The sequence below is a fragment of the Citrobacter sp. S-77 genome (assembly GCF_963864895.1).
In the GTDB taxonomy this organism is placed as follows: domain Bacteria; phylum Pseudomonadota; class Gammaproteobacteria; order Enterobacterales; family Enterobacteriaceae; genus Citrobacter; species Citrobacter murliniae.
On the sequence record NZ_CAWLWU010000002.1, the window covers coordinates 1,184,819 to 1,198,364 of the forward strand.

The window sequence follows — 13,546 nt, forward strand, 5'->3', positions numbered from 1 at the left end:
CTCGTTAATTTTGCTTGATTTCAACGGTAACGGTAGTGGCCGTTTTCCCGCTGGTAACTGTGTCACCAATGCGCATATATCCGGCCTCAAGCTGAAACTTAACGTCTTTGGTGGTATCTATATAGTGCAGTGACGATGGCTCACCATCGCCAAGAAATGTGCCGTCCGGATAAAAAGCCCCGGTGGAGTCAACATATTTCAGGTAGTGCGCTACGCCCTCGGCTTCGCCGCTGCTGGCTATTGCATTTGGGTAATTACTGACCGGCATTCCGCTAAACGTCAATGTGTACTGACCGTTTTGCCCACACTGGCTGATGGATGCATTAATCGTCTCGCGACCTTCAGGGACAGGCGCGCCTAAGCTCACTTCATTGACATCTTTCTTGCTGACGGAGGCAAGATCAATCACCGGCCCGCCCTCTAATATGATCTTGCAAGCTGATGCTACCAACCTGGCGTATACATCCAACTTGATAGAATCTACTACTTCTTCAGCCCATGCTGGTGAATTACCTATCAGCATTAGGGGAATAATCGTCGCGAGAACAATTTTCCTGGTTTGTATCATCCTGGATATCTCCCTCAAACAGGCGTGTGAAAACACAATGTTGCGGATATATCCCCTCAAGGAGGGGATATATTGATTACACCCGTTTGTGCAAATTACTGACGATAATATACGTTCAGCGTTACCACAGATTTGGTGAGACCGGCTGGCGTATTTTCACCATCAACTTCAGCCGTTTTCAGATAACCTGATTCAATCGGGAAACTAAAGCCCGTACTTGATTGTGCTTTAGTGCGTTCATCGTTATCAAGGTATACCTGGTTTCTGGATGGGTTAGTCAAATATACGTGGTCTGATATATGAGTAGGACGCGCATCTCGCAGGTAATGCGCAACAACTGTATTTGATGGTGCTTCAGTGTTCACAATACCGTTATCATACCCTGGCGGGATGTCAGCAATGAAGTTTAATTCAACTTCGTAGCCTGCCGGGCAATCTTTAATCATGAAATAGTCAGCCTGGTTTGCCAGTTCGCTACCTATACCGGTCTCTTTCACCTGTGCAACGGTCACGGTACGCAGATCGATATTCGCATTACCGTTCTCACCAATGGTGCAACCTTTTTCGATGATTTCACCGTTAATGGTGATGGTGTCGCTTGCCATAACGTGGCCGGAAATCAGTGCGGCCATTACGGATGCTGCTAAAAGTACCTTTTTCATTTAAAACTCCATTTTTTCATGTCAAAAACATGGTACTAACGATGCAAAAAGATATTTATCTTTCTCGTAAATATATTGATGCAGATAATAAATAGTAAATCTGCAACGAAAAGATTGTAGCCATGGAGATTCATACAATAAAATTGTTTAACCAAATATATCGCACACAGCAATTAGGTAAAAAGAAATAATATTCACCGTGAAAAGGAATTTGGCTTTTTTCTGAGTTGATACCACAAGAAAACAAGGCTATGTAGATGATATGTTTATTAATCGATGTAATATGAACGCTTTTAAGAACATATCAGAAAGTTGTTTTTAAGAATATATTTAGATTCTGGCCCTGTAGGTCTTTGTTCTTGATAATGAGATTACAGGTAAAAGTAGGATAGCTTCGTACCTTTTGGCCTTCTTTTCTCTTCGGGCTAAGATCCGGAAAAAGGATTCATTAAGCTATGTATTCTCTCGACTAATACGAAACAAGGCCATCGCATTTTATTACGATGGTCTTAATCAAGACATTCATTACGCGTAAAATTTCAATCTTTTCGCCAGTAAATCGACAAACCCCTGGCGATCAACATCGACCATCACCTTCGCGTTCGGTTTATTCCCCGTCAGGAAGTAGTAATCTACGACCGTCATGCCCTGCGTGTATTTCCCCTGCGTTTCCACGCCAACCCATCGTTCTACGGTGGTGAACAATTCGGGTTGGAGAAGCCAGGCGATGGTACACGGGTCATGCAATGGCGCGCCGATAAAGCCCCATTTTTCGTCTTTGTGGTATTCGAGGAAGAAATCCAGTAATTCGGCCACGATGGTGGAAATCGGGTTGCCGATAGCGCGGAAGCGCTCGGTGTCTTCATGATAAATCTGCGCTTTGTGCGTGACGTCCAGCCCGGCCATGACAATAGGGATCCCAGACTGGAAGACGATTTCTGCGGCTTCCGGGTCAACGTAGATGTTGAACTCGGCGGCAGGTGTCCAGTTACCGAGCGCCATTGCACCGCCCATGATCACAATTTGCGCGATTTTATCGTGCAGTTCCGGGTGGCTATTAAGCAACAGGGCGACGTTGGTTTGTGGTCCGGTTGATACAAGCGTCACCGGTTCGTGGCTTTCGCGCAGTGTTTTTGCCATCAGTTCGACGGCGTTACAGTTAAGCGGTGCGAATGAGGGTTCCGGCAGAGCCGGGCCGTCAAGACCGCTTTCGCCGTGAACGTTGTCGGCGATAATCAGTTCACGCATCAGCGGTTTTACCGCACCGCCCGCCACTGGGATATCAGGGCGTTTCAGCAGCGTCAGCATTCTTAGCACGTTACGCAGGGTTTTCTCCGGCGTCTGGTTACCGGCAGAGGAGGTAATGGCTTTCACTTCAAGTTCGGGAGAAGCGAGTGCAAGAACAATGGCGATCGCGTCGTCATGACCGGGATCGCAATCAAGAATGATCGGCAGTGCCATAGCAATTCCTTGTTCGCGTGATTTTGTAACAAGGTTAAAGCTGGCTAATGAAATGAACGAGAATAGAAATGCTAAAGCGTGATGTAACGCGCACTCTACCGAGTGCGCGCAGGAAGAATTAATGCAGAATTTTAGCGAGGAAGTCTTTGGCGCGGTCTGATTTCGGGTTGGCGAAGAAGGCCTCTTTTTCCGAGTCTTCAACAATTTTCCCTTCATCCATAAAGATAACCCGGTTAGCCACTTTACGCGCGAAGCCCATTTCATGAGTCACCACCATCATGGTCATGCCTTCATTGGCCAGTTCAACCATAACGTCCAGTACTTCGTTGATCATTTCAGGATCAAGTGCCGATGTGGGTTCGTCAAACAGCATGGCGATAGGGTCCATACACAGCGCGCGGGCGATAGCAACACGCTGCTGCTGACCACCGGAGAGCTGCGCCGGAAACTTATTGGCATGGGCTGATAACCCTACGCGTTCGAGCAACTTTTGCGCTTTTTCTCGAGCGGGCGCTTTATCACGTTTGAGCACTTTTACCTGGGCCAGAGTCAGGTTCTCAATGATCGACAGATGGGGGAACAGTTCAAAGTGCTGGAACACCATGCCGACGCGGGAACGTAGTTTTGCCAGATCGGTTTTTTTATCATTCACAACGGTACCATCAACGGTGATGATACCCTGCTGCACAGGCTCCAGCCCGTTTACCGTTTTGATTAGCGTTGATTTACCGGAACCTGACGGGCCGCAGACCACCACCACTTCACCTTTTTTCACTTCTGTGGAGCAGTCGGTCAGCACCTGAAAGTGACCATACCATTTAGAAACATTTTTCAGGGTAATCATTAAACTGTCCTTTTCTTCAAATAGCTGACCAACAACGATGCGCTCAGACTGAATACAAAATAGACGGCGCCAGCAAACAGGATCATCTCAACCTGAGTGCCGTCACGCTCGCCAATGGTGGAGGCGGTGCGGAAGAAGTCTGCCAGACTCAATACGTAGACCAGGGAGGTGTCCTGGAACAGTACGATGCCCTGGGTAAGCAGCAGCGGAACCATGGCGCGAAATGCCTGTGGCAATATGATGAGCTTCATCGATTGCCAGTGGGTCATCCCCAGTGCCAGCGCAGCGCTGGATTGCCCGCGGGAAATACTCTGGATCCCTGCGCGGATAATCTCCGAGTAGTAGGCGGCTTCAAACATCGAAAACGCGACCATTGCTGAGATCAGACGAATATCGGTTTTCGGTGACAGACCCAGCACGTTTTGCAGGAAGCCAGGCACGATCAGATAGAACCACAGCAGCACCATCACCAGCGGAATGGAACGGAATACGTTAACGTATATTTTCGCAAACCAGGCAATTGGCGCGAAGCTGGACAGACGCATGACCGCCAGGATGGTTCCCCAGACGATACCGATGATGACCGCCGTAACGGTAATTTTCAGCGTGATGAGCAGCCCATCCAACAGATACGGCAGGGAAGGGACAATCGAGCTCCAGTCAAAATCGTACATTATTTGCCTCCTATGTTGCCAGGCAGGCGGATTTTACGTTCGACAAGATTCATCACCAGCATAATAAAGGCGTTAATCAGTACATAGGCCAGGGTAATGGCCGTAAACGATTCCCATGCGTGGGCTGAGTAATCCAGCAGTTTTCCTGCCTGTGCCGCCATATCGACCAGACCGATGGTCGAGGCGATGGCTGAGTTTTTCACCAGGTTCATCATCTCTGAAGTCATCGGCGGGACGATCACGCGGTAGGCGTTAGGCAGCAGAACATAGCGGTATGCCTGTGGCAGAGTCAGACCCATCGCCAGCGCTGCATTTTTCTGCCCGCGAGGCAGAGACTGAATCGCAGCGCGAACCTGTTCGCAGACGCGAGCGGCAGTAAACAGCCCCAGACAGATCATCGATGAAAGGAAGAACTGAATATTGGGATCCAGTTCAGCCTTGAACCACATGCCGAGATTCTCCGGCAGCAATTCAGGGACCACCAGATACCAGGTGAAGAATTGTACAATCAGCGGAACGTTGCGAAACAGTTCAACATACAGCGTGCCGAGCCCGGCAAGGAAGCGGTTGGGAACAGTACGTAAAATACCGAACAGAGAACCCACCAGGAAAGCGATAATCCAGGCAGTGATAGATAACGCGACCGTAACCTGGAAACCACTCCAGAGCCAGCCGAGATAGGTGGTGTTGCCGAACGGGGCTTGTTGTAAAAAAATGCCCCAGTTCCAGTCTATAGACATAAATCTACTCCAGAAAAAAAAGGGTAGCAGCGCTACCCTCGAAGATTGTTATCCAGCGTTTTTCGGTTTTCGAGCCTGATGGGGAACGACCATCAGGCTTATAGTCTGTCCGTGCTGAAAAACAATCGAGAGGGCAAGGTAAACTCGCCCCATTTATTTTAGTTAGTTAAGTGCTTTGTCATTCGGTTCTTTGAACAGGGCTTTCATCTCGTTTGACAGCTCGAAATTCATGTTCAGGTTTTTCGGTGGAATTGGGTTTTTAAACCACTTATCAAACCATTTTTCTGCTTCACCGGAGGTCTGAGCCTGAGCGATGGTGTCATCCATCAGCTTCTTGAATGCGACGTCGTCTTTACGCAGCATACAGCCGTAAGCTTCCTGAGATTGCGGCTTACCGACGATCTCCCAGTTGTCCGGTTTCTTCGCTTTCGCGCGCTCGCCAGCCAGCAGTGCGTCATCCATCATAAAGGCAACGGCGCGACCGCTTTCCAGGGTACGGAAAGAGTCACCGTGGTCTTTCGCGCTGATGATGCGCATATCCATTTTTTGTTCTTCGTTCAGCTTGTGCAGCAGCACTTCAGAGGTAGTACCGGAAGTGACGACCACGGCTTTGCCTTTCAGATCCGGGAAGTCTTTAATATCGCCGCCTTTTTTCGCCAGCAGACGCGTGCCTACAACGAAAATGGTGTCAGAGAAAGCAGCTTGCTTCTGGCGTTCAACGTTGTTGGTGGTGGAGCCACATTCAAAGTCGAAGGTCCCGTTTTGCAGCAGGGGAATACGGTTTTGCGAGGTAATCGGAATCAGTTTTACCTGCAGGTCAGGCTTGTTCAGCTTTTTCTTCACGGCTTCAACGATCGCGTTGGAGTAATCCTGTGAATAACCGACCACTTTTTGCTGATTATCGTAGTAAGAAAACGGAACCGATGATTCACGGTGCCCGACGACGATCACGCCATTTTTTGCGATCTTGTCCAGCGTGCTGCCTGCTGCGGGCGCTGCGTCTTCTGCATGCGCCAGACCGGCGGACATTCCCATAACCAGCATGGCAGTGGCGAGCTTACGTAATTGCATATCCAACTCCTTTATCGTCTGCGCCAGGGACGCATTGATACCCATTGTGATGTTGTTATTGTTTGCAACTTAAATGTGCAGTCTTGTGTGTGTTTGTTAACATTTAGTTTGGATGAATGTAAAGAATTTGCTGTGTTATTGTTTATTTTTGCGAAGTGCGCCGCACCGTTTAGGGGCAAAAATATCTTGTTGCACTTTTTAGGTGCTACCAGTGATCCGCTTTGGTGCGACCAGGTTGCACATTCATCCAAATTGCTATTGTGTTATTTAATAAAGCAATTGACGTGCCAGAATGGGAAGTTCGGTGGGTTTCGATGCAGGATAGTATTTAGCTTATCCGGCCTACAGTGAGGTTGTAAGCCGGATAAAATGTTTTCGCGCCGTCATCCGACGGTACAGCCGCTTTACTTACGACGTTGACGCAGACTCATCAACACTGCGCCAAAACCAAGCAGTGCGGTGATAAGCCACAGCGGCCAGTTGCCGGTACGGGCATAAGGTGTGAGACCCGTTGTCGGCGTGACGCTGGTGGTCAGTACCTGGCGGGTAAACTGCGGGATCATGGCCTGCACGTCACCCTGCGGACCAATCACCGCGGTAATCCCGTTATTGGTGCTACGCAGTAGCGGACGCGCCAGCTCCAGGGAACGCATACGTGCCATCTGGAAGTGCTGCCACGGGCCGATGGATTTACCAAACCAGGCATCATTGGAGATGGTCAGCAAGTAGTCCGTATCCGGACGGAAGTTATCGCGTACCTGTTCGCCAAGGATAATTTCGTAGCAGATTGCCGCAGTCAGTTTAAAACCGTGTGCGTGCAGCTGTGGCTGGATATACGGGCCACGGCTAAACGAGGACATTGGCAGGTCAAAGAACGGCGCTAACGGGCGCAGAATCGATTCCAGCGGAACAAATTCACCAAACGGTACCAGATGGTTCTTGTTGTAGCGATTTGTGGAGTCGTAGCTGTACGGACTGTCTTTACCCAGCGTGATGATGGTGTTGTAGGTATTGTAACGATTCTGTTTGTTGAGGCGAGCGTCAACAATCCCGGTGATTAAGGTACTGTTTTTGGATTTTAACAGGTCATCCATCATGCTGAGGAAACGCTGCTGATTGATTTCCAGATCCGGGATGGCGGACTCCGGCCAGATAATCAGCTGTGATTTACCCATCTCGGGCTGGGTAGCGTCGAGATAAATCTTCAGCGTGTTGAGAAGTTGGCCCTCATCCCACTTCAGTGACTGCGGAATGTCGCCCTGTACCATGGAAACCTGGGTGGTTTTTTCCGGTTCGAGGGTATACCACTGAATGTAGCGTAGCGGGAAGGGCAGGGCGAAAAGCACGACGGCCGCCACCAGCGGACGCCAGTTACGCGTGACTAACGCCAATACCAGCAGACCGCTGACCATCATCAGCAGGAAGTTAATCGCCTCAACGCCCATTACCGGTGCCAGCCCTTTCAACGGGCCATCAATCTGACTGTAGCCAAACTGCAGCCACGGGAAGCCGGTCAGCACCCAACCGCGCAGAAATTCGGTTATCTGCCAGACAACCGGTGCGGCGATCGCCACCCGTAGCCAGGTGGTTTTCGGCCACAATCGCGACAAAATACCGGCAAACAGACCGGTGTAGAGCGAGAGGTACGCGGCAAGCAGTACCACGAGGAAAACGTTAACCGGTCCCGGCATACCGCCAAATTGCGCGATGCTGACGTAGACCCAGTTGATGCCGGAGCCAAAAAGCCCCATTCCCCAGAAATAGCCAATAGCGGCAGACTGGAGTGGGCGGCGGTTGAGGGTGAGAGCCTGCAGGCCCATCAGCGAAACAATCGCTGCAGGCCAGATGTCATACGGAGAGAAAGCCAGCGTCCCGCAGGCACCGAATAATAACGCCAGCAGCAGGCGAATGCGCTGGCGTTCAATTAATGGGGCAAATGCCATGTAGTCTTTGATCCAGTATCGGGTTTATTCGTCCAGTTTGGGCTGGGGTGAGTCGTCCGGAATTCTGACATGAACCTGAATAATACGACGGCTGTCGGCCATTGCTACTTTGAACTGGTAACCATCGATGTCGATAGTCTCACCGCGAGCGGGCAGATGACCAAAGGCCTGCATGACCAGCCCGCCAATGGTATCCACTTCTTCGTCGCTAAAGTGGGTGCCAAAGGCTTCGTTGAAGTCTTCAATTGGCGCGAGCGCTCGGATAGTCCATGTATGGCGACTGAGCTGACGGAAATCAATATCGTCTTCTTCGTCGTACTCATCTTCGATTTCACCGACGATCAGTTCAAGGATGTCTTCAATAGTCACCAGACCAGACACTCCGCCGAATTCGTCGATGACGATAGCCATATGGTAACGCTGAGAACGGAACTCTTTCAGCATGCGGTCAACACGCTTGCTCTCAGGTACGACAACTGCCTGGCGTAACACTTTTTCCATGCTGAAGGCTTCGGAATCGCTGCGCATGAACGGCAGCAAGTCTTTGGCCATCAGAATCCCTTCAATGTGATCTTTGTCTTCGCTGATCACCGGGAAACGCGAGTGAGCAGACTCGATAATAACATCGAGGCATTCATCCAGGGTCTGGTTGCGTTTGAGGGTAATCATCTGGGAGCGGGGGATCATGATGTCGCGAACGCGTTGGTCCGCAATGTCCATCACCCCTTCGAGCATATCGCGCGTATCTTCATCGATAAGGTCGTTCTGCCCGGAATCACGGATCAGCTCCAACAGTTCGTCGCGGTTTTTAGGTTCACCGTGGAAAAGTTGGCTCAGTAACAGGGAAAAAAATCCCTTTTTGCTGTTTAAGGTGTCACTACTGTGTGAATTGTCGTCGCTCATGGCGTCGTATGGGTTCTCATGTTAGTTAATATTAAGCACGTCGAGCAAATACTCTGCGTCAGACGGCAACAACAACCGCCGGGCGTTAGCCCGGCAGCTTATTCTTTCTCGGCAATGTACGGATCCTCATAGCCCAGAGCAAGCATAATCTCTGTTTCAAGGGATTCCATCTCTTCCGCTTCGTCGTCTTCGATATGGTCGTAACCCAGCAAATGCAGGCTACCATGCACCACCATATGCGCCCAGTGGGCTTCCAGCGGTTTGCCTTGCTCCTGCGCTTCTTTTTCAACTACCTGGCGGCAGATGATCAGGTCACCCAGCAGCGGCAGCTCAATCCCCGGAGGCGCTTCAAACGGGAAGGAAAGCACGTTGGTAGACTTGTCCTTTCCGCGATAGGTCAGGTTCAGTTCGTGACTTTCGGCGTCATCAACCAGGCGAATAGTCACTTCTGATTCTTCCTGGAACTGCGGGATCACTGCATCCAGCCATGCCTGAAACTGACTCTCTTGCGGTAAGCCGGATTCATTTTCACATGCCAGCTGTAAATCGAGGATAACCTGACTCATTTTTGTTCCTGTTCCTGAGCTTCGCGTTTACGTTCCGCAGCCAGCTCGGCTTTTCGTTTTTGTTCTGCTTCTTCCCAGGCCTCATACGCCGTCACGATACGGGCAACTACCGGGTGGCGCACCACGTCTTCGCTATGGAAGAAATTAAAACTAATCTCGTCGACTTCAGCCAGCACTTCGATGGCATGACGCAGGCCGGATTTGGTGCTGCGCGGTAGGTCAATCTGGGTAATGTCGCCAGTGATAACGGCTTTGGAGTTAAAGCCGATACGAGTCAGGAACATTTTCATTTGTTCGATGGTGGTGTTCTGACTCTCATCAAGAATGATGAACGCATCGTTCAGCGTACGACCGCGCATATAAGCCAGTGGTGCGACCTCAATGACGTTACGCTCAATCAGCTTCTCTACTTTCTCGAAACCGAGCATTTCGAACAGAGCGTCATACAGCGGGCGTAAATACGGGTCGACTTTCTGGCTCAGATCGCCTGGCAGGAAACCCAGTTTTTCACCGGCTTCAACCGCCGGACGGGTCAGCAGAATACGGCGGATTTCCTGACGCTCAAGCGCATCTACCGCCGCGGCAACGGCAAGGTAAGTTTTACCCGTACCTGCAGGGCCAACGCCGAAGGTGATGTCGTGGTCAAGAATGTTGGCGATATACTGCGCCTGATTCGGCGTACGCGGTTTAATCACCCCGCGTTTGGTTTTGATGTTCACCGCTTTGCCAAACTCAGGCACGCTGTCTGCGCTCTGTTCAAGAACACGCGCTTCTTTGATCGCCAGGTGAATTTGTTCTGGCTCGATGTCCTGCGTCTGGCCGCGCATCGGGGCGGTATCAACGTAGAGACTGCGTAAAATATCTGCCGCAGCGGTGACGCAAATCGGACGACCGGTCAGTTTAAAGTGGTTATCGCGGCGGTTAATTTCGATGCCGAGGCGACGTTCCAGCTGTTTGATGTTGTCATCAAACGGACCGCAAAGACTCAACAAACGGGCGTTGTCTGCGGGTTCAAGGGTGATTTCTCGAGTGTCTATGTTCAAACCGTTCCTCTTATGCATGTATCGCCGGACGTTGAACATTCACCGGCATGTAAGGAAATTATTCACGCCACAGAGAAAAGGCGCAAGCATTGCGATAAATATGGGGATTGGGTAAGGAATTGCAAGGCCGCCTGTCATACTTCAGGCTGCAGATGCGTTGGCTTCGCTTGTTCACCCCAGTCACATAGTTATCTATGCTCCTGGGGATTCACGCTCTTGCCGCCTTTCTGCAGCTCGAATTATTCAGGGGGAGGTGATGCCTTAAGATTAAGGCTGATAAATACCTACGCCGAGATCGTTTTCTTTGCGGGTGCGTGCAATGACTGACTCAGGACTTTCTGCGATGCGCAGGCCCATTTCGTCTTCAGTGCGTACCACTTTACCGCGCAGAGAGTTGGTCCAGACGTCGGTAATTTCAACGTCTACGAACTTACCAATCATTTCCGGGGTGCCTTCAAAGTTCACCACACGGTTATTTTCGGTACGTCCAGACAGTTCCATAATGCTTTTACGCGACGTGCCTTCAACCAGAATACGCTGAGTCGTGCCGAGCATACGGCGACTCCAGGCCATCGCCTGCTGGTTGATACGTTCCTGCAGAATATACAGACGCTGTTTTTTCTCTTCTTCCGGAACGTCGTCAACCATATCGGCGGCTGGTGTGCCAGGACGCGCAGAGAAGATAAAGCTGTAGCTCATGTCGAAATTGACGTCAGCAATCAGCTTCATGGTCTGCTCGAAATCTTGCGTGGTTTCACCAGGGAAGCCAACAATGAAGTCAGAGCTAATCTGGATGTCCGGGCGCGCGGCGCGCAGTTTACGGATGATCGCTTTATATTCCAGCGCGGTATGGGTACGGCCCATCAGGTTCAGGACGCGATCCGAACCACTCTGTACCGGCAGGTGCAGGAAGCTCACCAACTCCGGGGTGTCACGATAGACTTCAACGATATCATCGGTGAACTCGATCGGATGGCTGGTGGTAAAGCGAATGCGATCGATCCCGTCGATAGCGGCAACCAGACGCAGCAGGTCGGCAAACGAACCAATTGTGCCGTCGTAGTTCTCACCACGCCAGGCGTTGACGTTTTGCCCCAGCAGGTTCACTTCACGTACGCCCTGAGCTGCAAGCTGGGCGATTTCGAACAGAATGTCATCCGCCGGGCGGCTGACTTCTTCACCACGGGTGTACGGCACCACGCAGTAAGTACAATATTTATTACAGCCTTCCATGATGGATACAAACGCGCTTGGACCTTCAGCACGCGGTTCAGGCAGGCGGTCGAATTTTTCGATTTCCGGGAAGCTGATATCCACCACCGGGCTACGGGTGTTGCTGCCGCGAACTTTATTGATCATTTCCGGCAGGCGGTGAAGCGTTTGTGGCCCAAAAATAATATCGACATAGTGTGCACGTTGACGAATGTGATCACCTTCCTGAGAGGCAACACAGCCACCGACACCAATAATAAGATCGGGATTTTTCTCTTTTAAGAGTTTCCAGCGACCTAACTGGTGGAAAACTTTTTCCTGAGCCTTCTCGCGGATTGAGCAGGTATTCAACAGCAACACATCCGCTTCTTCCGCCACATCGGTCAGTTGATATCCGTGAGTGGCATCCAGCAGATCGGCCATCTTCGATGAATCGTATTCGTTCATCTGACAGCCCCAGGTTTTAATATGGAGTTTTTTGGTCATCGACTTGCTCTTGCGAAATTGTGGCTGAAATGCAGGGCGCATAGTGTACTGCTTTGGCGCGGTTGTGACCAGTATGACCGATGTCAGCCTCAAGGGGTAAAAAATCCTGTAAACTTACACAATACATGTAACAGGATGATTGACCATGACAAATCAACCAACGGAAATTGCCATTGTCGGCGGGGGGATGGTCGGCGGCGCGCTGGCGCTTGGACTGGCGCAGCATGGATTCTCGGTAACGGTTATTGAACATGCCGTTCCTGCGCCGTTCGTGGCTGACGGACAACCTGATGTGCGTATTTCGGCGATTAGCTCGGCATCTGTGTCGCTGTTGAAAGGGCTGGGCGTCTGGGATGCGGTACAGGGTATGCGCAGTCATCCTTATCGTCGCCTGGAAACCTGGGAGTGGGAAAACGCTCATGTGGTGTTTGATGCCGCTGAGCTTAAACTGCCATTGCTGGGCTATATGGTGGAAAACAATGTCCTGCAACAGGCGCTCTGGCAGGCGCTGGAAGCCCATCCAAAGGTGACTTTGCGCGTGCCGGCATCACTGATCTCGCTGCATCGCCATAATGACCGGCATGAGCTTGAGCTGGCAGGCGGTGAAAAGATCACTGTGAAGCTGGTGATCGGTGCCGATGGGGCGAATTCTCAGGTACGCCAAATGGCTGGAATTGGCATTCATGCCTGGCAGTATGCGCAATCCTGTATGTTGATAACCGTTAAATGCGAGAACTCACCAGGAGACAGCACCTGGCAGCAATTTACCCCTGACGGTCCTCGCGCGTTTTTACCGCTGTTCGATAACTGGGCTTCGCTGGTGTGGTATGACTCTCCGGCAAGGATCCGCCAGTTGCAGAGTCTCAGCATGCCGCAGCTACAGGCCGAGATCACCAAACACTTTCCTGCACGGCTCGGACACGTTACACCAGTCGCAGCGGGCGCGTTTCCGCTTACTCGTCGCCATGCGTTGCAATATGTGCAGCCAGGTCTGGCGCTGGTGGGTGATGCCGCGCATACCATTCATCCGCTGGCGGGGCAGGGGGTTAATCTGGGATACCGCGACGTTGATGCCCTGATTGATGTGCTGGTTAATGCCCGTAGCTATGGTGAATCCTGGGCCAGTCAACAGGTGCTGAAACGCTACCAAAACCGTCGTATGACCGATAACTTCATTATGCAGAGTGGGATGGATCTGTTCTACGCCGGGTTTAGCAACAATCTGCAGCCGCTGCGTATTATGCGTAACCTCGGGTTAATGGCGGCAGAGCGAGCCGGTGTGTTGAAGCGTCAGGCGCTGAAGTATGCGTTAGGGTTGTAGTGCGTATGCGGGCCTACGCAATTCGCCGTAGGCCCGATAAGCCTTTTGCCAT

At 51.1% G+C, this 13,546-nt stretch carries 13 protein-coding genes; 1 reads left to right on the top strand and 12 read right to left on the bottom strand.

Annotated features, from left to right (window positions below; genetic code table 11):
- Window positions 1-4 precede the first annotated feature (4 nt).
- The 12 genes from AACS05_RS06145 to miaB form a co-directional block, all read right to left on the bottom strand.
- Window positions 5-568 carry a fimbrial protein gene (locus AACS05_RS06145; protein WP_144243056.1) on the bottom strand — a complete coding sequence of 188 codons (564 nt, stop codon included), beginning with the start codon at window positions 566-568 and terminating at the stop codon, window positions 5-7.
- 95 nt (window positions 569-663) lie between these two features.
- On the bottom strand, window positions 664-1,230 hold the full coding sequence (locus tag AACS05_RS06150; protein ID WP_045441047.1) for a fimbrial protein: 567 nt from the start codon (window positions 1,228-1,230) through the stop codon (window positions 664-666).
- A gap of 525 nt (window positions 1,231-1,755) precedes the next feature.
- Window positions 1,756-2,691 carry a pyrimidine-specific ribonucleoside hydrolase RihA gene (gene rihA, locus AACS05_RS06155; RefSeq protein WP_045441048.1) on the bottom strand — a complete coding sequence of 312 codons (936 nt, stop codon included), beginning with the start codon at window positions 2,689-2,691 and terminating at the stop codon, window positions 1,756-1,758.
- A 118-nt stretch (window positions 2,692-2,809) separates the two neighbouring features.
- Window positions 2,810-3,535 carry a glutamate/aspartate ABC transporter ATP-binding protein GltL gene (gltL, locus tag AACS05_RS06160; RefSeq protein WP_045441049.1) on the bottom strand — a complete coding sequence of 242 codons (726 nt, stop codon included), beginning with the start codon at window positions 3,533-3,535 and terminating at the stop codon, window positions 2,810-2,812.
- Window positions 3,535-4,209, bottom strand: a complete 675-nt coding sequence (gltK, locus tag AACS05_RS06165) for a glutamate/aspartate ABC transporter permease GltK (protein WP_045441050.1) — start codon at window positions 4,207-4,209, stop codon at window positions 3,535-3,537. Before gltK ends, gltL begins: the two co-directional genes overlap by 1 nt.
- Window positions 4,209-4,949 (bottom strand): glutamate/aspartate ABC transporter permease GltJ, encoded by a 741-nt coding sequence (gltJ, locus tag AACS05_RS06170; RefSeq protein ID WP_045441051.1) that lies wholly within the window; start codon window positions 4,947-4,949, stop codon window positions 4,209-4,211. Before gltJ ends, gltK begins: the two co-directional genes overlap by 1 nt.
- Window positions 4,950-5,111: 162 nt before the next feature.
- Window positions 5,112-6,020, bottom strand: coding sequence for a glutamate/aspartate ABC transporter substrate-binding protein GltI (gene gltI / locus AACS05_RS06175; protein WP_045441052.1), 909 nt, complete (start codon window positions 6,018-6,020; stop codon window positions 5,112-5,114).
- Between the two features lie 404 nt (window positions 6,021-6,424).
- Complete coding sequence (gene lnt / locus AACS05_RS06180; RefSeq protein WP_045441053.1) at window positions 6,425-7,963, bottom strand: apolipoprotein N-acyltransferase; 1,539 nt, start codon at window positions 7,961-7,963, stop codon at window positions 6,425-6,427.
- Between the two features lie 24 nt (window positions 7,964-7,987).
- Window positions 7,988-8,866 (bottom strand): CNNM family magnesium/cobalt transport protein CorC, encoded by an 879-nt coding sequence (gene corC / locus AACS05_RS06185; RefSeq protein WP_045441054.1) that lies wholly within the window; start codon window positions 8,864-8,866, stop codon window positions 7,988-7,990.
- 98 nt (window positions 8,867-8,964) lie between these two features.
- Window positions 8,965-9,432 (bottom strand): rRNA maturation RNase YbeY, encoded by a 468-nt coding sequence (gene ybeY / locus AACS05_RS06190; RefSeq protein ID WP_045441055.1) that lies wholly within the window; start codon window positions 9,430-9,432, stop codon window positions 8,965-8,967.
- Window positions 9,429-10,475: a PhoH family protein gene (locus tag AACS05_RS06195; protein WP_019076268.1), complete on the bottom strand. Its 1,047-nt coding sequence runs from the start codon at window positions 10,473-10,475 to the stop codon at window positions 9,429-9,431. The genes ybeY and AACS05_RS06195 overlap by 4 nt, the downstream gene beginning before the upstream one ends.
- A 267-nt stretch (window positions 10,476-10,742) precedes the next feature.
- Window positions 10,743-12,173: a tRNA (N6-isopentenyl adenosine(37)-C2)-methylthiotransferase MiaB gene (miaB, locus tag AACS05_RS06200; RefSeq protein WP_045449497.1), complete on the bottom strand. Its 1,431-nt coding sequence runs from the start codon at window positions 12,171-12,173 to the stop codon at window positions 10,743-10,745.
- Between the two features lie 145 nt (window positions 12,174-12,318).
- Between miaB and ubiF the strand changes: the two genes are divergently transcribed.
- The gene (ubiF, locus tag AACS05_RS06205) at window positions 12,319-13,494 is read left to right on the top strand and encodes a 3-demethoxyubiquinol 3-hydroxylase (RefSeq protein WP_045441056.1); all 1,176 of its coding nucleotides are present in this window, start codon (window positions 12,319-12,321) and stop codon (window positions 13,492-13,494) included.
- Window positions 13,495-13,546: the final 52 nt, after the last annotated feature.